A 23,745-nucleotide genomic window follows, 5' to 3' on the forward strand; every position below is an offset into this window, starting at 1 on the left:
CTCAGAACTTCAGCACCAGCACGGACAGCACGATGAACGACAGGAAGAAACGCAGCAGGCCGGGATGCCAGGCGCATTCCAGCCAGCGCCAGGCGAGGCGCTCCAGCAGCAGGTAGAGCGGCATCGCCAGGCACAGGTAGAGGAACAATGGCGGCACGTAGAGGCCGGAAACGGAGACTTCGCTCAGCATGCAGGGCACCAGGGTATCGAGGGCGCGGAGCGGTCGGCCGCTCCTGTCGGGTTGAGGAGCACAGGCTACGGGTCGTGGCGATTTGCAAATATCGACTACTCAGCCAGAAAATAATCGAATTCGGACAACCACAGGACCTGCCGTGAGCCGTGAACCGCAGACCTACCTCGCCCAACGCTTCGATCCCGACGCGCTCGGCCAGCCGGCCCTGGCCCTGCAGCTGGAGGCCCGGCACAACGACACCGAAGTGCCGGTGCACCGGCATCGCAAGGGCCAGCTGGTGGTGGCCTGCCGCGGCGGCATCACCTGCACGGTGCCCGATGGCCTGTGGATGGTGCCGGCCGGTTTCGGTGTGTGGATTCCCGGCGGCATCGCCCATAGCAACCGGGTCACCGCCAACGGCAAGGTCTGCTTCCTCTTCGTCGAGCCGGGGGCGGCACGCCTGCCGAGCGACTGCTGCACCCTGGCCCTGTCGCCGCTGGTCCTCGAACTGATCCTGCACCTGAGCGCGCAACCGCAGGACTATCCGCACGACGGCCCGCTCGCACGTCTCGCCGGGGTGCTGCTGGAACTCCTGGAACAGGCGCCGACCGAACAGCTCTACCTGCCGCTGCCGGACAACCGCGGCCTGCGCCGCATCGCCGACGAACTGACCCGCGCCCCCGGCGACCGCGCCAGCATGGCCGAATGGGCCAGGCGAGTGGCGATGAGCGAGCGGTCCCTGGCGCGGATGGTGCGCCGGGAGACCGGCATGACCTTCGGCCAGTGGCGCCAGCAATTGCAGATCATCATCGCCCTGCAGCAACTGTCCGCCGGCGTTTCGGTGCAACGCACCGCCGAGATCCTCGGCTACGAGTCGGTCAGCTCGTTCATCGGCATGTTCCGCAAGGCGCTCGGCAGCCCCCCGGCCCGCTACGTGCGCGACAGCATGCGGCGGCCAGCCGACTGAACGAAGGTCGACGGAAAGGTCTTGCAGTTCGTCAGCTGTTCTCCCCCGAGGCTGGCACTCGAAGACACTTCTGGGAATAATGCCGCCCTTTTTTCTCCAGGAGGATCAGATGGTTACGCACTTCTTGAGCGAATCCGGCCAGGCAGCCTGCGGGCGCGGCGACAGCAACGTGAACGGCTCGAGCGACGTCGGCCAGGTCAGTTGCAAGACCTGCCGGCGCACCAACGCCTTCGCCCAGGCCCAGGAAAACGCCGCTCCGGCCAGTGCCCCTGTCACCCCCACCGCCGCTGCGCCAGTGATCGACAAGGCCGCGCCGCGGCCGAAAGCCGAGGCCAGGCTCGCCGCCGCGCAGCGCCAGGACCGCGATGCCGCCCGCAAGGCCTGGCAGGCGCGTCTCAACGAATTGTCCGGGAAGAACCGCATGCCGCGCTCGCGGCGCCGCGCGCAAGCCTATCTCTGAGCGGTAGCGGTACTTCGCGGCGAATGTCCGCACGCGGGCATATCCGTCCTGCCCAGCACGACCGCGCGTCCCCTCATCAGGCCAGGCCCTGCGCCTCCGCCAGGGCCAGGCCGTCGAGGGCGCCGGCGAGCATGTCCGGCAGATGGCGCGGGTCGTCGGCCAGCTCGGCCAACTCCGACAGCCGATGCGCCGCCGTCAGCAAGGCGATCCGCCGACGCTCCAGGCGCCGACCGCTGAAGCGCTCGTAGGCGGCGACGATGCGCTCGGTGAGGTCGGCATCGATGAACGCGGAATAGATGAATTCCTGGTGCAGCGGACCGATGCCCGCGTCGGCGAAGTCGTACACACCGTTCAACCGCCCGGCCTCGCTATCGAATGCCATGTTCCAGCCATGGCCGTCGAAGAAGCCGAAGATCGAACCCAGCGGATCGGCAGGCAGCTTGGCATATTCCCGCACCAAGCGTTCCGCGCGTTCGCGCCTTGCCGCAGGCAGCAGCGGCAAGGCGCGCCTGCGCATCGCCGCGGGCGACTCCCAGGGACGCACCGGCAAGGCTCCAACCGCCCGCATGCGCGCCGGTGGCAGTCGATGCAGCTCGGCGTAGAAGCGCCCCAACGCATCGCCGACCGCCTGCCGTGCGGGTTCGTCCAGGCGCCGGTAGTCCTCGCCCAGGAGGTAACCGCCAGGCAGTTTCTCGTGGCGGGAAAACAGCGGCGGTCCCGCAAACACCTGCGGCGCCGGCACCGGCAGGCTCACCGCCGGACGCACCAGGCGTAGCACGGCGGCCTCGCGCAGCAGCGCCGCCTCGGCCTCCGCGCCGCGCGGAAACTTGAACACCCAGCGCCCTCCGACCTCCACCGCCGTGGAATGCCAGCCCGAGGCCAGGATGGCGAAAGTGGCGTCCGCCAGTTCCGGACAGGCCGCCACTATCGCCCGGCGATATTCCTCCAGGGCACGCGGTTCCTTCACCGACGACTCCGCGCGACCATCGCCACGATCGCCTCGTACAGTTCCCGCCGCGCCTCTTCCGGGGCGATCTCTTCGGTGGCGGCCGCGTGCGACAGCGCTTCGGCGGCGCCGATCATTGCGCGCAGAGCGGCGACGGTCAGCCGTCCGCCGCCGGCGAAGGGCTCCAGCACGGCGCGGCACTTGTCCATGAAGAGAACCTCGTAGTCGCGCTTGATCCGCTCCAGCTCCGGCGAGCTGGCGAGGGCCGCGACCACCCCGGGAATCTCCCGGCCTTGTTGCATCACGCAGTCGACATAGGCGCGGGCGATGACGTCGGCGCGCCCCTCCAGGGTCGCCTCGCTCGCTTCCAGGGCAGCCTCCATCAGCGCCGTCTGGCGCAGGTCGTAATCCTGGTAGAGCGCCGCCAGCAGGCCTGCGCGGGTGCCGAAGTGGTCATAGACCACCGGCTTGGTCACCCCGGCCTGCTCGGCCAGGCGTCCGAGGGTCAGCGCCTCGGTACCTTCTTCGCGGACCAGCCGCCAGGCCACCTCGAGCAACTGGCGCTGGCGCTCGTCGCGGGACAGGCGGCGGCGTGGCGACGGGTCGTCTGGGGAGTGCATTGACATAGATAACCTACTAAAAGTAACTTACTAAAGGTAACCTACAGAAGGTAGGTTTTACCCAGACTATCGACTTGCCCCCCTTCCCGCAATTCCCGGAGGAATTCGCCCATGCATGCCCTGATCGTCGTCGCCCATCACCATCCTCGCTCTCTCACCCACGCCCTCGCCGCGCGCATCGCCGAAGGCGTGGTCCGCGCCGGTCATTCCGCGGAAACCGCCGACCTGGCGGCGGAAGGCTTCGAGCCGCGCTTCGGCCTGGCCGACCACGCCGTGCATCGCGGCCAGGCGTCGCCTCCCGCCGACGTCCTCGCCGAGCAGGCGCGCATCGATCGCGCCGATACCCTGGTGCTGGTCTACCCGATCTACTGGTGGTCGATGCCGGCCCTGCTCAAGGGCTGGATCGATCGCGTGTTCTCCAATGGCTGGGCCTTCGACTACAGCATCGGCGGCGACCTGCGGAAAAAGCTGCAGCGCCTGCGCGTGGTGCTGGTCGGTGTCGGCGGCGCCGATGCCGGCACCTTCGAGCGGCACGGCTACGCCGGGGCGATGCGCACCCAGATCGACCATGGCATCTTCGATTACTGCGGCGCACGGGTGGTCCGTTCCGAACTGTTGCTGGAGTCGGAGAGCGCCGATCCGATCCGGCATCTGGACCAGGCCCTGCACATCGGCAGCCAGCTCTTCGCCGCACGCGGCGCGCAGGGGGCCGCCCAGGCGCAGCCGCTGGAGGCCTGACCCCAGGTCATTCGGCCAGGTGCATGGCGAAACCGGCCCGCTGCGGGGCAAGTTCGTCGCGCAGGGTCAGCGCCGGGATCAGGTAGTCGCCGCCGTTCTGCCGGCGGAACGGGATCGGCGCAGCGCGCTGCAGGTCATCGAGGCGCCGGCCCAACTGCTCGCTCAGCGCGGCGAAACGCTCCGCGTCGATCCGGCCGCTGCGATAGACGACGAACGGCGGCAATACCTCGAAGCCGGGGTAATGCAGGATGCCGTGGTGGATGGGGAACAGCAGGTCGTCCATCGGTCCGTTGATACCGCGCGCGGCGTAGTGCGACTCCCAGCCGCCGGCGGTGACTACCAGCATCGCCCGCTTGCCCTGCATCCGGCCCTCGCCGTAGCGGTCGCCCCAGTGGCTGTCGGAATGTTCGCCGACCCCGTAGGCGAAGCCGCAGGCATAGACGCGATCGATCCAACCCTTGAGGATCGCCGGCATGCTGAACCACCAGAGCGGGAATTGCAGGATCAGCGTATCGGCCCAGCGCAGCTTGTCCTGCTCACCGGCGATGTCGACGCTCTGCCAACCGTTCTCGAAGGCGCGCAGGGAAGTTGCGGAAGGATCGAAGCGTTCGCTGGCCTCGCGCTCGAGGCTGTCGCCGGCATCGAGCACGGCCTTCCAGCCCATCGCGTAGAGGTCCGAAACCTGCACCGCATGGCCGGCCGCCTCGAGGCGGGCGACCGCGAAGTCCTTGAGCGCACCGTTGAGGGAGCGCGGCTCGGGATGGGCATAGACGATGAGTACGTTCATGGCGGGTCTCCGGCAAAAGGTGGGCGCAGGATCGGCCATCGCCGGATATAGTTGAAATGAATATCTGCAATTCCAGGTATATGGATGATTAATCTCCGGCGACTGGACCTGAACCTGCTGGTGACCCTCGACGTGCTGCTCACCGAACACAATGTGACGCGCGCGGCGGAACGCCTGAATTTTTCCCAACCCTCGGTGAGCGTGCACCTGGCCAAGCTGCGGGCGATCTTCAACGATCCCTTGCTGCTTCCCGGCCCGCGCGGGATGCGCCCGACGGCGCGGGCGGAGGAGCTGCGCGAGCCGTTACGCCTGGCCCTGGAAGCCCTGGAGCAGGCGGTGGCGCCGGCCGCGCCGTTCGATCCGACGCAGTCACGGCATACCTGGCGCGTCGCCGCCACCGACTACGCCGAGTCGGCGATCCTCCTGCCGATCCTCGCCAGTCTTCGCCGCCAGGCGCCGGGCAGCCGCCTGGCGGTGCTGGAGCTGGCGCCGACGCGAATCGTCAGGCAGGCGGAACGCGGCGAGATCGACCTGGCCTTCCACACCCTCGAAGAAGCGCCGCCGGGACTGCGCTGTCGCCGGCTGTTCAGCGAGCGCTATGTGCTGGCCGGGCGCGCCGGGCATCCGGGGCTGCGTCGGCGACCGACGCTGAAGCAGTTCTGCCGCCTCGAGCAGGCGATCGTCTCGCCCGACGGCGGCGGCTTCCTAGGTCCCACCGACCAGGCGCTCGCCGAACTCGGCGCGGAACGCCGGGTGGCGTTGTCGGTGCCGCACTTCCTGTTCCTCCGCGCGGTGCTGGAAAGCACCGACCTGGTGGCGCTGCTGCCGTCGCGACTGGTACGCGAGCGCGACAGGTTGCGGGTGGTCGAGGCGCCCCTGGAGGTGCCCGGCTACGACCTGGCCATGCTCTGGCACGAGCGCTCGCACCGCGATCCGGCCCATCGCTGGCTGCGCGAACTCATCGCCGCCTCGGTGTAACGCGGCGATACGCTTCGGTCGTCGCCGCGGTTTGACGCACCGTCGCGCTTTGCCCAAGCTAGCGGGCTTCGATCCACCACCAGGAAGTCCTTGGCGTGAAGTTTCCGTTCCATCCCTGGCGCCGCCTGCTGCTCTGCGCGCTCCCTTTCGCCGCCCTGCTGACCGCATGCGACGACGGCAAGAAAGAGCCCCCGCCCAAACCCGCCGAAGTCACCACCTACAACAGCGTGCCCTGGGACGCCCTGCCGGCTACCAGCGACGCCGACCTGCTCGCCGGCTTCAATGCCTGGCGCTCGGCCTGCGCGCGGCTGGCCAAGGACCCGGTATGGGGCGAGCCCTGTGCGAGCGCCACGACGGTCGCCGCCGATCCGACGGCGGTGCGCGCGTTCCTCCAGGAGCGGATGCAGGTCTATAGCCTGCGTTCCTCCAGCAACGGCGACCAGGGCCTGATCACCGGCTACTACGAACCGGTCTACCACGGCAGCCTGAGCCAGGGCGAAAAAACCCCGGTGCCGGTCTACGGCGTACCGGACGACCTGGTGGTGGTCGCGCTGGAAAGCGTCTACCCGGAACTCAAGGGCAAGCGCCTGCGCGGACGCCTGGAAGGCCGGGTGCTGAAACCCTACGACGACGCCGCGACGATCCGCGACAACGGCTCCAGCGCGCCGGTGCTCGCCTGGCTGGGCGACCCGATGGACCTTCAGTTCCTGCAGATCCAGGGTTCCGGGCGCATCCAGCTGGAAGACGGCCGGCAACTGCGCATCGGCTACGGCGACCAGAATGGCCACCCGTACAAGCCGGTCGGCCGCTGGCTGGTCGAGCAGGGCCTGGTGCCGAAGGAAGAGGTCAGCATGAAGCGCATCCGCGACTGGGCCGAGGCCAATCCGCAGCGGGTCTCCGAACTGCTGGCGAGCAATCCCAGCTTCGTGTTCTTCAGCCTGCGCCCGGACAGCGACGAAGGTCCGCGCGGCTCGCTGAACGTACCGCTGACCGACGGCTACAGCGTGGCCATCGACCGCAAGGTGATTCCGCTGGGCAGCCTGATGTGGCTGTCCACCACCCGCCCTGACGACGGCAGCGCGGTGGTCCGTCCGGTGGCGGCCCAGGATACCGGCGGGGCCATCGTCGGCGAGGTCCGCGCCGATCTGTTCTGGGGCACCGGCGACGCCGCCGGCGAACTCGCCGGACACATGAAGCAGCCGGGCCGGCTCTGGCTGCTATGGCCCAAGGGCGCGCCGCTGCCCGCCTCCTGAAAACCTCCGGCCGGTGCCGACGCACCCGGCCGGGACGGCTGGCCAACGCAACGCCAGCGAGCGCCCGACACCGCAGACCAGCATCGACGGCGCCGGGCGCGCTTGCGGCAGCAACCATTCAAACGATGAATGACGCCGCAGAATCCTCTGTGATGATCGCCGCGCCAGCCGGACCTCCGCGCCTCGCCGCAGCGGCCAGGCCCCCCGACACCACTTGTCCGTGCTACCCCCGGCAGGCGTAGCCGCGGCAGCCTGCCTCGGCAAAAAGCCATCAGCCGGCGCGCTTCGACACCCCTCATACCGCCCTTTCGCCAACTACCAATTCTCATAGTTGTGAGGGGAAATTTGTATCTTATTTTAAATACCCACGAAACATATAAAAACACACACAGCGAAACACTTCGGAAACCCAACGTAAGGTGGAAGTGCAATGCGTGACCGTGAATCCATTCTCATCGCTTTTCTCTCTTTCCTGACGATAAGACTGCATGGCAGCAGTTGACTGCCCTTGAGTCGACGGCACTCCGTATTTCCATAACGTTTTTTCCGGGCAAGGCGCCTCGACGCTTGCCGCTCGCGTGAGCGAGCCGGTGGGCGGCGGACGACTGGCAGTTCCCGGGAAGACTCGGCCGCTGTCCTCACGAAAAACCAAAAACCCTTCATTTAGCCGAAGAAGCCGGCATATGGACTCATTTTTTCAAAAAAAAGGCGATTGCCAGAATGTCCCAGAACTCCCTGCTCGACCTGTACGCGCACCCAACGGTGGTGGCCCGCTTCAGCGAAATGGCAGCGCTTCATCCCCATCGCGAAGCCATCAGGGACCGTTTCGGAAGTGTCGACTATCGGCAACTCTTGCATAGCGCCGAACAACTTTCAGACTATCTTCTCGAGCATTATCCGCAGCCGGGAGTTTGTCTTGGAGTGTACGGCGAATATTCTCGGGAAAGCATTGTCTGCCTGCTCGCCATACTATTATCCGGCCATCACTACTTATATATAGACCTGAAACAACCGGCGGCCTGGAATGCAGAGTTGTGCCGGCAGGTCGACTGCCGCCTGATCCTCGACTGCTCGACCACGCCGACGCCCGCCAACGGTCTTCCCTGCGTCCCGGTCAGGCACCTGCCTGCCGCTCCAGCCTCGGTCGCCCGGCCATGCTTCGCGGCGGACCAGATCGCCTACATCAACTTCTCCTCGGGCACCACCGGCCGCCCGAAAGCCATCGCCTGCACCCACGCCGGCATTACCCGTCTGTGCCTGGGCCAGTCGTTCCTCGCGTTCGCTCCGCAGATGCGCTTCCTGGTCAACTCGCCGCTGTCCTTCGATGCGGCGACCCTGGAGATCTGGGGCGCGCTGCTCAACGGCGGCTGCTGCGTGCTGAACGACCTCGGCCCCCTCGACCCGGGCGTGCTGCGCCGGCTGATCGACGAGCGCGGAGCCGACAGCGCCTGGCTCACCGCCTCGCTGTTCAACACCCTGGTGGACCTCGACCCGGACTGCCTCGGCGGCCTTCGCCAGTTGCTCACCGGCGGCGACATCCTCTCGGTGCCGCACGTGCGCCGGGCGCTGCTGCGGCATCCGCGACTGCACCTGGTGAATGGCTACGGACCGACGGAGAACACCACCTTCACCTGCTGCCATGTCGTCACCAACGACGACCTCGAGGAAGACGACATCCCCATCGGCAAGGCCATCGCCGGCACCGCGGTGCTCCTGCTCGACGAGCACGGACAGGAGATCGCCGAGCCCGACCGGGCCGGGGAGATCGTCGCCTTCGGCGCCGGCCTGGCGCGGGGTTATCGGAACGATGCGACGCGCACCCGCGCCAGCTTCGTCGAGTTGCCCTATCGCGGCCGCCTGCTGCGTGCCTACCGTACCGGCGACCGCGCTCGCTACGACGAGCAGGGTCGGCTGCGCTTCATCGGCCGCGGCGATGGTCAGGTCAAGCTGAACGGCTATCGCCTCGACCTCCCCGCCCTGGAACAGCGCTTGCGCCGCCAGCCGGGCATCCTCGACTGCGCCCTGCTGGTCCGCGAGCGCAACGGCGTCAAGCAACTGCTCTGCGCCTGGACGGGAAAAGCCGACGCCAGCCCGCAGGCCCTGCTCCGCCAACTGCCCACCTGGCAGCGCCCGCATGCCTGCGTCCGGGTCGAGGCCTTGCCCTTGACGGCGCACGGCAAGCTGGACCGCGCCGCCCTGCTGCGCCGCCTGGAAGAACCGCTGGAGCGCTGCGCCAGCGCGCTCGATCCCGACCAACGCGGCTGCGCGCAGCTGTGGAGCGAATTGCTGGGTTGCGAGGTCGGCGCCGCCGACCAGGATTTCTTCCTCTGCGGCGGCAACTCGTTGCTCGCCCTGCAACTGGTCGCCCTCTGTCAATCGGCGGGTGCGGGAGCAAACCTGGGACTCGCCGACTTGCAGGCAAACTCGCGCCTCGACCAGTTCAGCCGTCTCCTGCGCAGCCACGGCCTGGCGCCGGAGCGTCTGCTGGAACGGGCGGCGACGCCGGAGCAGCCGCTGGTGCTGTCGAGGAGCGCGGCATGAACGTCGGTCTCTCCGCGGAGGTGCGCTACCACTGGTTCCGCGAGCACCTGGTGGTGGTCGGCGATTGGCACCGCCTGTCCCCCTCCGAGCGCGACCGCCTGCGGCACCAACCGATGCCGGATGAGGCCGCGCAGTCCTTGCGCGTCGACCTGTCGCCCTGGTCCTGCGGGATGGTCTTCAGCGAGCTGCTCGGCGCCGACCTGACCCGCTTCGGCCTCTGCTACCTGGCTCCGGCCGAGGTGCCGGCATCCGACCTGACGCGCCTGGGGCGGCGCCTGCGCGAAGAGTTCCCGTTGCTCGACAGCCAGGTGGACAGCGGCGCGGAAGGTTTCGAACTGGTCGTCCACGGGCAGCCCGAGGAGAGCCCGGCGCTGGAAGTCGGCCCCTTCGCCGACGAAAACACGCTCATCGCAGCGCTGCTGCAACGCCCGCATTCCCTGTTCGAGCGCGGCCTGCTGCGACTGTTCCACGGGCGCTGCGGAGGACGTGCGCGCTGGGGCGTCTGGCTGCATCACCTGGTCGCCGACGCCGACTTCGCCAGCGTGCTGCTGGCCCGCCTGGCCGTGCTCAACGCCGACCCCACGACCGAAGCGGCGGCCCCCGAGTTCGGATTCCTCCAGCAGCAATGGCGCCTGGAGCGCCAGCTGCGCGAGCGCAGGACCAGGCTGGAAGACTACTGGAGCGAGCGCGGCGAGGCGTTCCGTGAACTGGCGAGCCTGCCCTGGGCGGAGCTCGCCAGCCATTGCGAGGATTTCCGCTTGGCTGCCACGCCAGGAGGCGGCGAAGCCGCCCTGCTGACCCGGCTCGCCTGCGCCCTGGCTCTCGCCCTGGCCAGCCAGGGCGCCACCGGCAAGGTCCTGGCGCTGACCCCGGTCAGCCTGCGCAGTCGCCGAGGCACGGCGGTTTCCGGTTGCTGGCTGAACCTGGTGCCGCTGTTGCTGGACGCCGCGACCGCCGAGGACACCTTCGAACGACACAGGCTCGAGGCCTTCGAGCACAGCCTGCTGCCGGCGGAGGCCATCGCCGAACGGGCCGGGCTGCGCTATGCCGACGCCCAGGTGATGATCAATGTCATCGACCAGCCATTCCGCAGCGCCGGGTTCATCCACCGGCCGACACTGAAGAGCCGCCTGCCGCTGACCCTGACCCTGGTCCGGCGCGACGACGGCGGCTGGGACGCCAGCCTGGCCAGCCGCTTCGGCCGCGAACGGACCCTGGCGCTGGCGGCGGCCATGGCCGAGGCGCTACGCCCATGCTGATCCTGCTGCCTGACTTCATCGGCCACCCGAGCTGCTTCCGCGGGCTGCTGGCACGCCTCGGCGCAACGGACTGCCGGCTGGTCGACTACCACCGGCTGGATGCCTACGCCAGCATCGAAGCCCTCGCCAGCCAGGTACTCGACGGCCTGGCGGAAGAACCGGACTGGCTGATCGGCTATTCCTTCGGCGGCCTGGTCGGCTACGAGATGACCCGCCAGTTGCCGGCCAGCCGCCTGCTGATGATCGACAGCCACCTGCCCTGGCCGGCCCTGCGGCGAATGCCGCCGAGCGAGCAATACCAGCGCTGGCTGAGCGCCGAGATGCGCGAATGGATCGCCCTGATGAGCGAGCTTGGCGAACTGCGCGAAGAGGTCCTGCTGCGCAATGTCGAGCTGTTCGGCCGCTGGCAGCCCCGCCATCGCCTCGCCCGCGCCAGCTGGGTGCGCTGCCGGGACGACGCCGGCCGCGACCCGGCCGCCGAACGCTGGTGCGACCTGATCGAGCGGCTCGACACCTTCCCCTGCGAGCGTCCGCACCACCTGGCCCTGCAGGACCCGGCGGTGATCGATTTCATCGTCCACACCGTCAGCAAGGAGTCCGTCCAATGAAACACTATCGGCAGGTGGTATCCCCGCAATTGCGCCAACAGGCGCTGGACTGGATCCTCGCCGCGGCGCAGCGGCCGGACCCGGCGCTGGAACCGGAATTCGACATCGCCGACGACGAGCGCCGCGAGGCGAAGAAGGTGCGCAACCTGCACCGCCACGACCCGCTCTTCTGGGACGACTGGTTCGCCCGCTCCGGGCTCGACGCGCTGGTCCGCGACCATCTGCGCAAGCCGCGCCTGCTGCGCCACGCGGCGTTCATCAAGCGCCACGCCGACGAGTCCTACATCCCGCTGCACCAGGACATCGCGCTATGGGAGAAGCGCTACGAAAGCGCGCAGACCTTCTGGGTCGCCCTGACCCCGTCGCGGAACGACAACGGTGGGATGTTCTATTACCCCGACGACCGCACCATCTTCCCCCACGAGTTCGACCTCGCCTACCCGATGTTCAAGTGCATCGACCTACAGGCCAACGGCATTTCCCGCGAGCAACTGGTGGATGCCGAGCTGGACGCCGGCGACGTCCTGGTCTGGCCCGCCCGCACCGCACATGGCAGCCACAACAACCGCAGCGGCCAGCTGCGCATCGGCATGCCGATCGTCTTCGTCGAGGACGACGAATTCCACCAACTGAATCGAGAGGACAGCATGAAAACCTGGATCGCTTCCAACCTGAAAAGCGTGTTCCCGGACGAGGCAATCACCGAGGACAACCTCGACCACTATCTTCCGCAGCTGTGCGACTACTCGCTGAAGATGGTCACCTTCCTCGCCCGTTTCTCCCGCCAGTTCGGCCATGCGCCGAAGATCCACGACTTCATCAGGGAGCCGCGGCTGGCGACGCTGTCGGCCTCGGACGCGGGAGCGAGACGATGATCCGGGTCATCGACTGCACCCTGCGCGAGGGGTGCCAGGCCCGCCAGTGCAGCTTCGACAGCGCGCAGTCGGTCCAGCTGGCGAGGGAAATCGCGGCGCTGGGGGTGGATATGATCGAGTGCGGCCACCCGCGGATTTCCGCGGACGAACGCGAGCGGGTACGCGCCGTGGTGGCGGCGGTTTCCACGCCGGTGCTGGCCCACGCCCGGGCGCGCCGGGAGGATATCGACGCGGTGCTGGAAACCGGTGCGCAGTGGGTCGGGCTGTTCGCCTCGATCAACGCGATCTCGCTGGAAACCAAGTTCAAGGGCATGAGCCGCGAGGAGGTGCTCGAACTGTTCCACGACGCGATCCGCTACGCCCGCGAACGCGGCCTGCGGGTCCGGGCCACGGTGGAAGACGCCGCGCGCACCTCGGTCAGCGACCTGGTCAGCATGATCGCCACCGCGCGCGACGCCGGCGCCGATCGCATCTGCTTCGCCGACAGCGTCGGCATCCTGCTGCCGGACGAGACCTTCGACGTGCTCTCGCTGCTGCGCCACGAGTTCCCCGACGTGGTCTTCGAGTACCACGTGCACAACGACCGCGGCCTGGCCCTGGGCAATACCCTGGCGGCGATCCAGGCCGGGGTCCAGTGGCACTCGGCGAGCTGCAACGGGATCGGCGAACGCGCCGGGATCACCGACACCTTCCAGTTGCTGACCCTGCTGCACACCAAGTTCGCCGCCGACCGCTTCAACCTGAAGAACGTCCTCGCGGTCTCCGAGCTGGTCGAGGCGCACAGCCGGATCAAGCGTTCACCGATGCACCCGGTGGTCGGCGAGAACGCCTTCGTCCATGTCGCCCGCCTGCACCAGTTGGCCATGCAGGAAAACCAGGACGCCTACAGCGCCTTCGATCCGGAACTGATCAACGGCCGCGTCTCGCTGCAACGCTACACGCCGATGCACCGCCAATCCCTGTTCCTCACGCCTTTCGAGAAATCCGCCAGCGAACTGAAGTACCACCGCCACGGCCCCGGCAAGCGCTTCGTCATGCTCGACCGGCGCCTGCTCGACGGCTCGCCGTTCTACTTCATCGCCCGCCAGTTCCACGACGTCGGCGACGGCGGGCCGGGCCACGTCGACAGCCACGTGCACAACTGCGACTCGGTGTTCCTGTTCCTCGGCAGCGACGAGGACTACCGCGGCCTGGAGGTGGAAGTCCTGCTCGGCGGCCAACTGCGCCGTTTGCAGAGCCCGGCCAGCGTGTTCATCCCCGCCGGCGTCGAGCACAGCTACCGCTACCTCGGCGGCAGCGGCACCTACATCAATTTCGTCCACAAGGGCGATTACCACGAGAGCCTACTGGAGATTACCCAATGAAGCAGTTCGACAAGCACGCAGACGCCTACAACGTGGTCCGCGGCAAGATCGCCTATCCGGATTCGCTCTACCGCAACCTCGCCGAACGCGCCCCGGCACGCGAAGCGGCGCTGGACATCGGCTGCGGCAACGGCGTCTCGACCGTCCGCCTGCAACCCTGGTTCCGCTACGTGGAAGGCAGCGACCTGGGCGAGGCGCTGATCGCCAAGGCCCGCGAGAACTACCCGGAGATCCGCTTCAGCGTGTCGCCGGCGGAAACCTTCGCGCCGCAACGCCGCTTCGACCTGGTCACCAGCGCCACCTCCTTCTACTGGATGGACCGCAAGCAGGTGCTGACGCGCATGGCCGACTGGCTGACCCCCGGCGGGCTGTTCTGCGCCTACAAGTACGACTTCCCGATCGCCTACGGGCCGCTGCGCGACTTCATCGAGCACGAACTGGTGAACAAGTGGGCCAAACACCGTGATCCGCGCCTGACCCGCTATGACGACACCCTGGAGATCATGGGCAGTTGCCCGCACCTGCGCGACTGCCGCCGCGAAGTGTTCGCCAACATCATCTTCCTCAGCCCGGAGGAGGTCGCGCTGTTCTTCCTCTCCACCAGCTACGTGACCCGCTACATCGAGCAGGAAGGCGGCGAAGACTACGCCGACCGCTTCATCGCCGCGGTGCGCGAGATCGAGAGCGCGCCGCAGGTGGCGGTGAACTTCGACATCCACGCCTTCACCGCGCTGAATCGCTGAGGAGCCGGCATGAGCAGCCTCCCCGTACCCGTATCGCTCGACAGCACCCTCCGCCATCTCGGCAGCGCCGACCCGCGGCGGCCGTTCCTGATCGACGCCCGCGAGCCGGAGCGACCGCTGGAATACACCTGGGGCGACGCCGACCGCCAGGTCGATGCCCTCGCCGAGCAGATCGCCGCGCATGCCTGCCGCAGTGTCGGCGTGCTGCTCGACAACAGCTACCGCAACCTCTGCCTGATCTATGCGGTCATGCGCGCGGGCAAGCATCTGGTGCTGATCGATCCCGAGTGGGGGGAGGCCGCGAAGCAGGCCATCGTCGACGAGATGCGCCTGGACGCGCTGGCCAGCGAACATCCGCTCAAGGGCGCGCTGGCCGGGCTGCGCCTGGCGCTGGACTTCGAGCGCAGCGCGACGCGCCGGCTCGACCGCGCCGCGCACAGCCACATGATCCTGTTCACCTCGGGCACCACCGGCCAGCCGAAAGGCATCGAACTCAGCCAGCAGGCCATGCTCCATGCCTACCGCATCGGCCGCGACTGCCTGGGCATCGGCGAGCACACGCGCTCCGGTTGCTTCTACCGGATCAGCGGCCTGGGCATCCTCGGCATCAATTTCCTCTTCCCGCTGCTGTACGGCGGCAGCGCGGTGCTCCTGCCGCTGCACTGCTGGGCCGACAGCGAAGGCTTCTGGGAATACGTGGAACGCTTCGGCATCAGTTTCCTCTACCTGGTGCCGCCGGTGGTCAACCACATGGTCAAGGAAGGCACTCCGCCGCCGCGCCGCTTGCCGTTGCAGCGCCTGCTCTGCGTCGCCGGCTCGGCGCGCCTGGACGCCGACCTGCAGGCGGCCTTCCAGCGCGACTACGCGGCGCTGGCGAACATCTACGGCCTCAGCGAGTGCGGCTTCGCCTTCCTCTTCGGCAAGCGTCGCGGCGATGCGTTCGACAACTCGGTGGGACCTGCCGTCGGCCTGGAACTCAAGCTGACCGACCCCGATGGCCGCCCGCTGGAGGGCAGCGGCGAACGCGGGCGCCTGTGGGTGCGCACGCCGAGCCTGTTCTCCGGCTACGTCAACCGCCCCGACCTGACCGCCCAGGTGCTCGAGGACGGCTGGCTGAACACCCAGGACCTCGCCTACTTCGACGAGGACCGCTGCGTGCACGTCCTCGGCCGTTGCGACGGCACCATCAACAAGGGCGGCAACCTGTTCCACCTGAATGAATGCGAAAGGGCGCTCAACGGCCTGGACGAGGTGATCGACGTCTGCTGCCTGAAGGTCGACTGCCCGCTCTATGGCGAAGACTATGTCGCCGTGATCCACACCGCGCCGCAGGTCGAGTTCGCCTTCCTGCCCTGGCTCCAGCAGCAGCTCGGCACCCTCCGCGCGCCACAGCGCGTGGTGCTGTCGCACCAGGCCCTGCCGCTGAACGGCGCCGGCAAGCACGACCGCCGTGCGCTCGCCGCCCTGCTGCAACGGGAAGCCTCGTGATGTGCGGCATCCTCGGTTACGTCGGCACCGGTTTCAGTGTCTCGCGCTTCGCCGGAGCGCTACGCCTGCTGGCCCATCGCGGCCCGTTCGGCGAGGGCATCGCGGCCCTGCCGAACGGCGCCATCGGCATGACCCGCCTGCCGATGTCCGGCGCCGCGGCGGTACCGCTGCCGCCGCAGGAGGGCCAGCGGCGGGTCGCCTACAACGGCGAGGTCTACCAGGCCGGCTGCGAAATCCATGGCGAGATCCGCCTGCTGCTCGACGGCTTGCAGCGCGGGGTACTGCCGGACGGCATGTACGCCCTCGCCAGCTGGGACCCGCAGACCCGGCAATTGACCCTGCTGCGCGACGAGTTCGGCATCAAGCCGCTGTACTACAGCTACCAGCCCGAGCGCGGCCTGCTGGCCTTCGCCTCCGAGCCGCGGGCGCTGCTGCACCTGCTCGGCGGCGCCCGCGCCGACGCCGAGGCGATCGCCCAGGTGGTCGCCGCCGGCGTGCCGCTGGAAGGCCAGACCCTGTTCCAGCAGGTCCGTCTGCTGCTGCCCGGCGAGGTGTTGCGCTTCGATCTCTCCCAGGAGCGTCCGCGCCTCTGCCAGCGCCAGCGGCTGGCCACCGCCCCGGCCAGCGAGGTGGACAGCCTCGACGAGCAGCTCGGCGAAACCCTCGAACGCTGCCGCCAGACCTTCCGCCCCTGCGCCCTGCTGGTCAGCGGCGGGGTCGATTCCAACCTGCTCGGCAGCTACCTGGACCCGCAGTTGCAACGCTTTCACCTGTGCCTGGAAGGCGACGAGGAAAGCCTGCTGCCACACCCTCGGCTGCAACGCTTCGAGCTGCGCCAGGAAGCCTTCATGCCGCTGCTGCGTCGCGCGGTCGGCAACTTCGGCGGGGCGACACGGATGTCCAGCCTGCTGATGTACCAGCGCCTGGCCGACGGTATCGGCGAGCAGGGCTATCACTGCGTGCTTCTCGGCGAAGGCGCCGACGAACTGTTCTGGGGCTACCCGCGCCATCTCGAACTCTGGCGCCGGCGCGACGCACCGGAACCGCGGCGCTTCGCCGCCGCCTGGTTCGGCGAGTACCGGCGCAAGGCCGCGCTGCTGGCGGAACCGGCGGGCCGACGGGTCGCCGAGCGGATCGAGGAACTCGCCCACGAGGCCCTCGGCCAGGGCCTCGAGGCGGCGATCGGCCAGTTCGACCTGCACTACTCGCTGGAGCCGCTGCTGCGCCGCGCCGACCATCTGCTGATGTCGCGCACCATCGAAGCGCGCACCCCCTACCTGCATGGCGCCCTGGCGCAGCGCGCCGGGCGCCTCCAGCGGATCGTCGGCGACACCGCCAAGGCACCGCTGGTGGCGCTCCTGGAGCAGCGCGAGAAACGCTGGCAGGCGCAGCCGAAACGGCATTTCCGCCTGCCGTTCGAACGTTGGCCGCAGGCCCTCGGGGAAATGCGCCGGCACCTCGCCGAACGCCTGCCGGCGCTCCACGACCTCGGCCTGGAAGGCCTGGATGCACCGAGCGTCGCGGCGCTGCCCGGCGACCAGTTGTTCACCCTCACCACCCTGTCGCTCTGGCAGCAGGAATACGGAGCCTCGCTATGACAACCATCCATCGTCGCCCCGCGCCCTGGCGGGGCAACGCGGTGTTCTGCGCTTCGGCCGCTTTCGCCGCCGGCCTGGAAACGCTGTTCGCGCGCCTGCTGGAGCGGCGTCCCGCGGATAGCGCGGAGGCTCTCCTGCGCCAGCGCCTGCATCACGAACTGGAGCATGGAAGCGGCGTGCTGCTGCACGATTCCGCGCTGCTGCGCGGACTCGCCGAGGACGAATTCCAGCGGGTGTTCCGCGCATTCTGCCAATGGCTGGGACGCACCGTGGCGATCAACCGCAACGGCGAGTACCTCAAGGAAGTGCGCGACCTCGGCCTGCGCGACGCCCGCGACGCGCCGCAGCGCGGCCACCTGACCAGCCAGGAACTGGCCTTCCACTCCGATCGCGCCGACCTCACGGTGCTCGCCTGCTGGTCGCCGGCACGCCGGGGCGGCGCCTTCCGCATCCGTTCCTCGGCCGACGTCCTCGCCACCCTGGAAGCCGCCAATCCGGCCTGGCTGCCCCTGCTCGGCCAGCCGATCCCCCACGACCTGCGCGACGAAGGCGACGCCGACTACGCGCTGGTGCCGCTGCTCACGGAAACCCCGCGGACCTTCGTCTTGCGCTATATCCGCAAGTTCAACGAATCGGTGACGCGCCACGGGCTAAGCCTCGCCCCGCAGGTGCGAAGCATGCTCGACGGCCTGGACGAGGCGATCGAACGCGCCGACGGCTATGCCGAACTGGACTTCAGCAAGGGCATGCTGGTGCTGGTGAACAACCACACCACCCTGCACGCGCGCACCGAGTTCAGCGACGACGAGCGGCAGCGCCGCTGCCTGCTGCGCTGCTGGCTGAGCAGCGAATTCACCCGCGAACTGCCGGAAAGCTTCCTGCCGCTGTTCCACCAGGTAGCCGCCGGCAGCCTGCGCGGCGGCATCCGTCCCCTCGCCCAGGAGCCCCGCCCGTGAGCGACAACACCTTCAGCGTGCAACGCTTCCGCGCCCTGCCGACGGAAATCCACGTGATGCTCGTCGGTACGCTGCTGACCCGCGGCGCCTACTTCATGGTCTGGCCGTTCCTGGCATTGCTGCTGTGGCGCGAGTTCCGGCTGTCCGCCAGCGCCATCGGCCTGCTGCTGGCGCTGGCGACCGTCTGCGGCGCGCTCAGCGGCATCTACACCGGCTGGCTGTCGGACCGTTTCGGGCGCAAGCGCCTGATCTTCTTCGGCACCAGCCTCAGCGGGCTTTCCTTCGTGTTGCTGGGCTTCAGCGGCCAGCCGCTGTCCTACGGACTGGCGATCTCCGGGGTGAGCATCGGCTGCGCCCTGCTCGAATCCAGTTGCAAGGCGCTGATCGGCGACCGCGTCGAGGATCGCCGCTCGCGGGAACTGGCGCTCTACTGCCGGTACTTCCTGATCAACCTCGGCGCCGCCCTCGGCCCGCTGATCGGCCTGACTCTCGGCGTCGCCGCCCAGGCCGGCACCTTCCTGGTCACCGCGCTGGTCTACTTCTGCTACGGCCTGCTGCTCTGGCGCCTGCTGCACCACCTCGAACTTAAGCGGCGCAGCCTTGCCCCGCGATCCTCGACGGGGTTCCTCGAAGCCTGCCTGAGCATGGCCCGGCATCGCGCCTTCACCCTGCTGTTGCTGTGCAACATGCTGGCCGCGCTGATCTACGCCACCTTCGATTCGACCCTCGTGCAGTACCTCACCCGCAGCGGTCTGCCCGACGTGGTCAACAGCATCGCCCTGCTGGTGACCATCAACGCGCTGACCATAGTGGTCGCCCAGTTTCCCCTCCTCCGCCTGCTGGAAAACACCGGCACCGGCGGCCGCCTGATGCTCGGCATGCTGCTCATGCTCCTGGCCCAGCTAGGCTTCGCCTGGACCCCGGTGACCCTGTTCGCCGGCCTGGCGCTGGCCACGGTGGTACTCAGCCTCGGCGAACTGATCGTGTTCCCGACCTTCAGCGTGGAGGTCGACCAACTGACCCCCGACGACTTGCGCGGCAGCTATTTCGGCGCGGCCAATCTCTACAGCCTCGGCACCGCGCTGGCACCGCTGTACGGCGGGATCATGCTCGACCATGCCGGCAGCCAGGCGCTGTACCTCGGCCTGGCCGCGCTGTGCGGGGTGATCATGCTGCTGCAGGTCGGCGCGGTCGGCCTGCGCCAGGCCGAGCGGGCCGGCGGATGAGCGGCGTGCTGCTGGTCTCGGGATTTTTCCTGCGCCGCTCCGCCTGGTCCGTGGAAGGCGCCGGCTGGCGAAGCTGCGACCATCTGCGCGACGCGCCCGGATGCGACCTGGCGCATTGGCTGGACCAGGCCGCCGCCACGCTGGCCGGCGAGGAGCGGGTGATACTCTGCGGCCACAGCTTCGGCGGCTACCTGGCGCAATGCCTGGCGGCCCGCCTGGGCGAGCGCGCCGCGCACCTGTACCTGTTCAGCGCGCTGGTCAGCGAGGGCGGCGGCGCGCTGGAAAGCTACCAGGACAGCGGCCAGGACAATCTCCTCGGGCTATGCCGCCTCGACCCGCTCGGAGGGCGGGTCCGCCTGGAAGACCGCGCCGGCTTCCTCGAACTGCTCGGCGCCGAGGTGCCGACCAGCGCCAGCGAACCCGCGCAATTGCTGATCGACTCGCCGCGGCAGGTTCGTCCAGCCTGCCCGGTCACCTACGTTGTGGCGGCCGCCGACCGGCTCAGCCCGCCGCCGCTGCAACGTACCTTCGCCCACCGCCTGGACGCGCGAGTGCGGGAATACCCGGGCGGGCACCTCGCCGCACTGGCGGACCCGCGCTTCCTTCGCGCCCTGATCGAATCTAATAATTAGATATATAAAGCCGAAAATACGCGCTTTTTTATCGCAATGATCTGACGGATGATGACCCCATCAACCGCCCGCACCCTCGCGCAAACGAGCGGCGACGGGCCCAATGGAGATCCGATCATGATCGAACGTCGTCCCTTCGACCGTCTGGGCCATGCCAACCACGGCTGGCTGAACGCGCGTCATCATTTTTCCTTCGCCGACTACTATGACCCGGAGCGCGAGGACTGGGGCCGCCTGCGGGTCTGGAACGATGACGAGATCGCCGCCGGCAGCGGCTTCCCGCCGCACCCGCACCGCGACATGGAGATCATTACCTATGTCCGCGAAGGCGCGATCACCCACCAGGACAGCCTGGGCAACAAGGGCCGCACCGAGGCCGGTGACGTGCAGGTGATGAGCGCCGGTACCGGCATCGTCCATTCGGAGTACAACCTGGAAGCCGAGACCACCCGGATCTTCCAGATCTGGATCATCCCGGACCGCCGCGGCGACCAACCGCGCTGGGGCTCCAAACCGTTCCCGAAGGCCGAGCGCGACGGTCGTTTCGTCACTCTCGCCAGCGGCGACGAGCAGGACAGCGAAGCGCTGCACATCCGCGCCGACGCCGAGGTCGCCGCGGTGACCCTGAAGGCCGGCCAGAGCGCCGAGTACGCCCTGGAAAACGGTCGCCGCGCCTACCTGGTGCCGGCCACCGGCAGCATCGAGGTCAACGGCGTGCGCGCCGAGGCCCGCGATGGCCTGGCGGTACGCGACGAACCGACCCTGAAGGTCACCGCCCTGGAAGACAGCGAAGTGCTGCTGGTGGAAGTGGCCTGACCCGACAGCCCCTCGCCCCCACGGGCGAGGGGCTGCTTTCGTTGCGCCCCAGCCTCTCTCGACGCAGCGGCGTTATCCGCCGCAACGCCTCCGGCCCTGCCGACTGGGTTCTTCCCAGCTTCACGCTTCGCGCTCACACTACCCGCAGAAGAATTCGAGAGGCTCCGCCATGCGTGAACTGCAACCCCTGCTGGAGAACCACGGGCTGCTCCTGCTGTTCCTCAACGTGCTCTGCGAGCAGGCCGGGCTGCCGATCCCCGCCTACCCGGCGCTGATCGTCGCCGGCGCGCTGGCCATGCAGGGCGTCGGCGCGCCGCTGGGCGTGGTCCTGCTGGTGGTGGTGCTCGCCTGCCTGCTGGCGGACGTCGCCTGGTACCTGGCCGGACGCCGCTACGGCGGCTTCCTCCTGCGCAGCATCTGCAAGGTCTCGCTGTCCCAGGACAGTTGCATCCGCCAGAGCCAGAACATGTACCTGCGGGTCGGTCCGAGGGCGCTGCTGATGTCGAAGTTCCTGCCCGGCGCCAGTGCGTTGTCCACCACCCTGGCCGGCATGACCCGCACCCACCTGCGCCGCTTCCTCGCCTACGACGCCGCCGGCTCGGCACTCTGGGCCGGTTCCGCGCTGCTGCTGGGGGTGATCTTCAGCGATGCGGTAGACCACCTGCTGGCCCTGCTCAGCGACTACGCGGCCATCGGCGCGCTGCTGATCGCCGGCGCCTTCGCCGCCTTCATCGCCTGGAAGCTCTGGCAGCGCCAGCGCCTGCTGTCGCGCAGCCGGCGGATTCCGCGAATCAGCGTGGAGGAACTGGAAAACCTTCGCGAACAGGGGCAATTGCCGGTGATCCTCGATGTCCGCGCCCATCACGAAGACGAGCCAAGCGGCATTCCGGGAGCCATCCCGGTGGAGCTGAACGTGTCGCTGAAGGACCTCCCCGGCGACCTCAGGGACGCCAGCATCGTCATCTATTGCGCCTGTCCCCACGAACTTTCCGCCGCGATGCTCGCCCAGCGCCTCAACGCCTCCGGCTTCACCCGCACCTGGGCGTTGGCCGGCGGCCTGGACGCCTGGCGCAAGGCCTACGGGCAGGTCGTGGCGAACGCCTGAGCGACGCCCACCGGGTTCAGCCCAGGGCCTGCACCGCCGCGCCGCCGGCTTGCCGCTGCGGCGCCGGCGAGGAGAACACCAGGTAGCCGTCCTCGACCTTGCCGTAGCGCAGCAGCGCCAGGTCGAGGACGTAGTTCTGGTAAAGCTTCCAGGGCATCCGGTCGCCCTGCTTGGGCATGCGCTCGGCGGCGCGCTGGATGTAGCCGGAGTCGAGGTTGAGGAAGGGCTCCTCGCGCACGTCGCCGGTGCTGTCGCGGGCGGTCACCTGGCGCATGCCGGTGGCATCCATGTGATTGATCAGGCGGCAGAAGTATTCGCTGGAGAGGTCCGCCTTGAGCGTCCAACTGGCGTTGGTATAGCCGACCACCGCCGCCAGGTTCGGCAGGTCGCGCAGCATGATGCCGCGATAGCCCATGCTCTGGTTGACCAGGAACGGCTTGCCGTCGACCGCCAGCTCGGCGCCGCCGAACATCACCAGGTCGAGGCCGGTGGCGGTGACGATGATGTCCGCCTCCAGCACCTCGCCGGTCTTCAGGCGAATGCCCCGCTCGACGAAGCGGTCGATGTGCTCGGTGACCACCGACGCCTTGCCCTTGCGCAGCACCTTGAACAGGTCGCCGTCCGGCACCGCGCAGACCCGCTCGTCCCACGGCTTGTAGCGCGGGCTGAAGTGACGCATGTCGAAGCGTTTGCCCAGTTGCAGGCTGGCCAGCTTGAGCAGGGCCTTGCGGACCAGGCCGGGGAAGGTCCTGGCGAGCATGAAGAAGACCATCTGCATGGCCACGTTGCGCGCCCGCGCCTGGCGGTAGATCCAGGTTTCCGGAAGGAAGCGGCGGAGGAAATTGGAGATCGCGTCCTTCTGCGGCAGGGTGATCACGTAGGATGGCGAGCGCTGCAGCATGGTGACGTGGGCGGCCTTGTCGGTCAGCGACGGCACCAGGGTCACGGCGGTCGCGCCGCTACCGATCACCACCACCTTCTTGCCGCTGTAGTCGAGGTCCTCGGGCCACAGCTGCGGATGGACGACCTGCCCGGCGAAGTCCTCGCGACCGACGAATTCCGGGGTATAGCCGGCCTCGTAGCGGTAGTAGCCGGTGCACATCAGCAGGAACTGCGCGGTCATGCGCAGCGGCTCGGGCTCGTCGCCGCGCTGCACGTCGAGGTTCCAGCGCGCATTGGCGGAATCCCAGTCGGCCCTGAGCACCCGGTGGCGGTAGCGGATCTTCCGGTCGATGCCGTTCTCCCGTGCGGTCTCCTCGATGTAGCGGCGGATCGACGGACCGTCGGCGATGGCCTTAGGATCGCTCCATGGCTTGAAGTTGTAGCCGAGGGTGAACATGTCCGAGTCGGAACGGATGCCGGGGTAGCGGAACAGGTCCCAGGTACCGCCCATCGCCGCGCGCCCTTCGAGCAGGGCGAAGCTCTTGCCGGGGCAATGCTTCATCAGGTGGTAGGCGGCGCCGACGCCGGACAATCCGGCGCCGACGATGAGTACGTCCAGGTGTTCGACAGGCATAAGGTTCCTCGATCGGCGGAAGCGTCCAGCCGTCTGCTGGGCTGATGCCCTCCACCCTACAGAGGGGATGCCGCGCGGGTATCCCAACCTTCGTACT

The 23,745-nt window shown here is 68.3% G+C and carries 23 protein-coding genes; 18 read left to right on the plus strand and 5 right to left on the minus strand.

The annotated features are described in order from the left end of the window. Window position 1: 1 nt before the first annotated feature. Window positions 2-199, minus strand: coding sequence for a DUF1656 domain-containing protein (locus ACM0M4_RS20385; protein ID WP_003082517.1), 198 nt, complete (start codon window positions 197-199; stop codon window positions 2-4). A gap of 133 nt (window positions 200-332) precedes the next feature. Between ACM0M4_RS20385 and ACM0M4_RS20390 the strand changes: the two genes are divergently transcribed. Further along, a complete protein-coding gene (locus tag ACM0M4_RS20390; protein WP_003082516.1) occupies window positions 333-1,139 on the plus strand; it encodes an AraC family transcriptional regulator in 807 nt (268 codons plus the stop codon). Between the two features lie 109 nt (window positions 1,140-1,248). Next, the gene (locus ACM0M4_RS20395) at window positions 1,249-1,599 is read left to right on the plus strand and encodes a hypothetical protein (RefSeq protein ID WP_003082515.1); all 351 of its coding nucleotides are present in this window, start codon (window positions 1,249-1,251) and stop codon (window positions 1,597-1,599) included. 76 nt (window positions 1,600-1,675) lie between these two features. Here ACM0M4_RS20395 and ACM0M4_RS20400 read toward each other — a convergent pair whose 3' ends face one another. Together ACM0M4_RS20400 and ACM0M4_RS20405 are read right to left on the minus strand one after the other, a co-directional pair. Continuing rightward, window positions 1,676-2,524 (minus strand): aminoglycoside phosphotransferase family protein, encoded by an 849-nt coding sequence (locus tag ACM0M4_RS20400; RefSeq protein ID WP_079741970.1) that lies wholly within the window; start codon window positions 2,522-2,524, stop codon window positions 1,676-1,678. A gap of 38 nt (window positions 2,525-2,562) precedes the next feature. Further along, complete coding sequence (locus ACM0M4_RS20405; RefSeq protein WP_003133652.1) at window positions 2,563-3,171, minus strand: TetR/AcrR family transcriptional regulator; 609 nt, start codon at window positions 3,169-3,171, stop codon at window positions 2,563-2,565. 105 nt (window positions 3,172-3,276) lie between these two features. Here ACM0M4_RS20405 and ACM0M4_RS20410 point away from each other — a divergent pair, with 105 nt between their 5' ends. Continuing rightward, on the plus strand, window positions 3,277-3,903 hold the full coding sequence (locus ACM0M4_RS20410; RefSeq protein WP_003082512.1) for an NAD(P)H-dependent oxidoreductase: 627 nt from the start codon (window positions 3,277-3,279) through the stop codon (window positions 3,901-3,903). Window positions 3,904-3,910: 7 nt separating this feature from the next. Here the strand turns inward: ACM0M4_RS20410 and ACM0M4_RS20415 are convergent, their stop codons facing one another. Continuing rightward, window positions 3,911-4,690: an NAD(P)H-dependent oxidoreductase gene (locus ACM0M4_RS20415; RefSeq protein WP_003112444.1), complete on the minus strand. Its 780-nt coding sequence runs from the start codon at window positions 4,688-4,690 to the stop codon at window positions 3,911-3,913. Between the two features lie 84 nt (window positions 4,691-4,774). Here ACM0M4_RS20415 and ACM0M4_RS20420 point away from each other — a divergent pair, with 84 nt between their 5' ends. From ACM0M4_RS20420 to ACM0M4_RS20490, 15 genes are all read left to right on the plus strand, one after another. Then, window positions 4,775-5,668, plus strand: a complete 894-nt coding sequence (locus ACM0M4_RS20420) for a LysR family transcriptional regulator (RefSeq protein ID WP_046602377.1) — start codon at window positions 4,775-4,777, stop codon at window positions 5,666-5,668. 95 nt (window positions 5,669-5,763) lie between these two features. After that, entirely contained in the window at window positions 5,764-6,921 is a 1,158-nt protein-coding gene (gene mltA, locus ACM0M4_RS20425; protein ID WP_014603159.1) for a murein transglycosylase A, read from the plus strand. Window positions 6,922-7,704: 783 nt separating this feature from the next. Further along, window positions 7,705-9,462 carry a non-ribosomal peptide synthetase gene (locus tag ACM0M4_RS20430; RefSeq protein WP_223818589.1) on the plus strand — a complete coding sequence of 586 codons (1,758 nt, stop codon included), beginning with the start codon at window positions 7,705-7,707 and terminating at the stop codon, window positions 9,460-9,462. Next, window positions 9,459-10,721: a hypothetical protein gene (locus tag ACM0M4_RS20435; protein ID WP_010793931.1), complete on the plus strand. Its 1,263-nt coding sequence runs from the start codon at window positions 9,459-9,461 to the stop codon at window positions 10,719-10,721. The genes ACM0M4_RS20430 and ACM0M4_RS20435 overlap by 4 nt, the downstream gene beginning before the upstream one ends. Next, window positions 10,715-11,329 (plus strand): alpha/beta fold hydrolase, encoded by a 615-nt coding sequence (locus ACM0M4_RS20440; RefSeq protein WP_016253705.1) that lies wholly within the window; start codon window positions 10,715-10,717, stop codon window positions 11,327-11,329. Before ACM0M4_RS20435 ends, ACM0M4_RS20440 begins: the two co-directional genes overlap by 7 nt. Further along, on the plus strand, window positions 11,326-12,204 hold the full coding sequence (locus tag ACM0M4_RS20445) for a phytanoyl-CoA dioxygenase family protein (RefSeq protein WP_003082507.1): 879 nt from the start codon (window positions 11,326-11,328) through the stop codon (window positions 12,202-12,204). The genes ACM0M4_RS20440 and ACM0M4_RS20445 overlap by 4 nt, the downstream gene beginning before the upstream one ends. Beyond that, a complete protein-coding gene (locus ACM0M4_RS20450) occupies window positions 12,201-13,568 on the plus strand; it encodes a 2-isopropylmalate synthase (protein ID WP_003082506.1) in 1,368 nt (455 codons plus the stop codon). Before ACM0M4_RS20445 ends, ACM0M4_RS20450 begins: the two co-directional genes overlap by 4 nt. After that, window positions 13,565-14,311, plus strand: a complete 747-nt coding sequence (locus ACM0M4_RS20455) for a class I SAM-dependent methyltransferase (RefSeq protein ID WP_003112447.1) — start codon at window positions 13,565-13,567, stop codon at window positions 14,309-14,311. The genes ACM0M4_RS20450 and ACM0M4_RS20455 overlap by 4 nt, the downstream gene beginning before the upstream one ends. A 9-nt stretch (window positions 14,312-14,320) precedes the next feature. Further along, window positions 14,321-15,799 (plus strand): class I adenylate-forming enzyme family protein, encoded by a 1,479-nt coding sequence (locus tag ACM0M4_RS20460; protein ID WP_034076029.1) that lies wholly within the window; start codon window positions 14,321-14,323, stop codon window positions 15,797-15,799. Continuing rightward, on the plus strand, window positions 15,799-17,397 hold the full coding sequence (locus ACM0M4_RS20465) for an asparagine synthetase B family protein (RefSeq protein ID WP_003123124.1): 1,599 nt from the start codon (window positions 15,799-15,801) through the stop codon (window positions 17,395-17,397). Before ACM0M4_RS20460 ends, ACM0M4_RS20465 begins: the two co-directional genes overlap by 1 nt. Continuing rightward, window positions 17,394-18,353, plus strand: a complete 960-nt coding sequence (locus ACM0M4_RS20470; RefSeq protein WP_003082503.1) for a clavaminate synthase family protein — start codon at window positions 17,394-17,396, stop codon at window positions 18,351-18,353. Before ACM0M4_RS20465 ends, ACM0M4_RS20470 begins: the two co-directional genes overlap by 4 nt. After that, window positions 18,350-19,579: an MDR family MFS transporter gene (locus ACM0M4_RS20475; protein WP_003082502.1), complete on the plus strand. Its 1,230-nt coding sequence runs from the start codon at window positions 18,350-18,352 to the stop codon at window positions 19,577-19,579. Before ACM0M4_RS20470 ends, ACM0M4_RS20475 begins: the two co-directional genes overlap by 4 nt. Further along, window positions 19,576-20,211 (plus strand): alpha/beta fold hydrolase, encoded by a 636-nt coding sequence (locus ACM0M4_RS20480; protein WP_019372014.1) that lies wholly within the window; start codon window positions 19,576-19,578, stop codon window positions 20,209-20,211. Before ACM0M4_RS20475 ends, ACM0M4_RS20480 begins: the two co-directional genes overlap by 4 nt. A gap of 117 nt (window positions 20,212-20,328) precedes the next feature. After that, window positions 20,329-21,027 (plus strand): pirin family protein, encoded by a 699-nt coding sequence (locus ACM0M4_RS20485; protein ID WP_003086661.1) that lies wholly within the window; start codon window positions 20,329-20,331, stop codon window positions 21,025-21,027. A gap of 169 nt (window positions 21,028-21,196) precedes the next feature. After that, window positions 21,197-22,132 (plus strand): DedA family protein/thiosulfate sulfurtransferase GlpE, encoded by a 936-nt coding sequence (locus ACM0M4_RS20490; RefSeq protein ID WP_003112452.1) that lies wholly within the window; start codon window positions 21,197-21,199, stop codon window positions 22,130-22,132. Window positions 22,133-22,148: 16 nt separating this feature from the next. Here the strand turns inward: ACM0M4_RS20490 and ACM0M4_RS20495 are convergent, their stop codons facing one another. Further along, window positions 22,149-23,648: a flavin-containing monooxygenase gene (locus ACM0M4_RS20495; RefSeq protein ID WP_003159806.1), complete on the minus strand. Its 1,500-nt coding sequence runs from the start codon at window positions 23,646-23,648 to the stop codon at window positions 22,149-22,151. Window positions 23,649-23,745 lie beyond the last annotated feature (97 nt).

Source organism: Pseudomonas sp. 18-147 (assembly GCF_051048045.1).
Classification (GTDB): domain Bacteria; phylum Pseudomonadota; class Gammaproteobacteria; order Pseudomonadales; family Pseudomonadaceae; genus Pseudomonas; species Pseudomonas aeruginosa.

Excerpts from the sequence above, each read along its gene's own strand:
- ACM0M4_RS20395 (WP_003082515.1), top strand. The coding sequence starts at position 1,249 with ATGGTTACGCACTTCTTGAGCGAATCCGGCCAGGCAGCCTGCGGGCGC.
- ACM0M4_RS20405 (WP_003133652.1), bottom strand. The coding sequence starts at position 3,171 with ATGTCAATGCACTCCCCAGACGACCCGTCGCCACGCCGCCGCCTGTCC.
- ACM0M4_RS20410 (WP_003082512.1), top strand. The coding sequence starts at position 3,277 with ATGCATGCCCTGATCGTCGTCGCCCATCACCATCCTCGCTCTCTCACC.
- ACM0M4_RS20415 (WP_003112444.1), bottom strand. The coding sequence starts at position 4,690 with ATGAACGTACTCATCGTCTATGCCCATCCCGAGCCGCGCTCCCTCAAC.
- ACM0M4_RS20420 (WP_046602377.1), top strand. The coding sequence starts at position 4,775 with ATGATTAATCTCCGGCGACTGGACCTGAACCTGCTGGTGACCCTCGAC.
- ACM0M4_RS20430 (WP_223818589.1), top strand. The coding sequence starts at position 7,705 with ATGGCAGCGCTTCATCCCCATCGCGAAGCCATCAGGGACCGTTTCGGA.
- ACM0M4_RS20435 (WP_010793931.1), top strand. The coding sequence starts at position 9,459 with ATGAACGTCGGTCTCTCCGCGGAGGTGCGCTACCACTGGTTCCGCGAG.
- ACM0M4_RS20440 (WP_016253705.1), top strand. The coding sequence starts at position 10,715 with ATGCTGATCCTGCTGCCTGACTTCATCGGCCACCCGAGCTGCTTCCGC.
- ACM0M4_RS20445 (WP_003082507.1), top strand. The coding sequence starts at position 11,326 with ATGAAACACTATCGGCAGGTGGTATCCCCGCAATTGCGCCAACAGGCG.
- ACM0M4_RS20450 (WP_003082506.1), top strand. The coding sequence starts at position 12,201 with ATGATCCGGGTCATCGACTGCACCCTGCGCGAGGGGTGCCAGGCCCGC.
- ACM0M4_RS20455 (WP_003112447.1), top strand. The coding sequence starts at position 13,565 with ATGAAGCAGTTCGACAAGCACGCAGACGCCTACAACGTGGTCCGCGGC.
- ACM0M4_RS20460 (WP_034076029.1), top strand. The coding sequence starts at position 14,321 with ATGAGCAGCCTCCCCGTACCCGTATCGCTCGACAGCACCCTCCGCCAT.
- ACM0M4_RS20465 (WP_003123124.1), top strand. The coding sequence starts at position 15,799 with ATGTGCGGCATCCTCGGTTACGTCGGCACCGGTTTCAGTGTCTCGCGC.
- ACM0M4_RS20470 (WP_003082503.1), top strand. The coding sequence starts at position 17,394 with ATGACAACCATCCATCGTCGCCCCGCGCCCTGGCGGGGCAACGCGGTG.
- ACM0M4_RS20480 (WP_019372014.1), top strand. The coding sequence starts at position 19,576 with ATGAGCGGCGTGCTGCTGGTCTCGGGATTTTTCCTGCGCCGCTCCGCC.
- ACM0M4_RS20485 (WP_003086661.1), top strand. The coding sequence starts at position 20,329 with ATGATCGAACGTCGTCCCTTCGACCGTCTGGGCCATGCCAACCACGGC.
- ACM0M4_RS20490 (WP_003112452.1), top strand. The coding sequence starts at position 21,197 with ATGCGTGAACTGCAACCCCTGCTGGAGAACCACGGGCTGCTCCTGCTG.
- ACM0M4_RS20495 (WP_003159806.1), bottom strand. The coding sequence starts at position 23,648 with ATGCCTGTCGAACACCTGGACGTACTCATCGTCGGCGCCGGATTGTCC.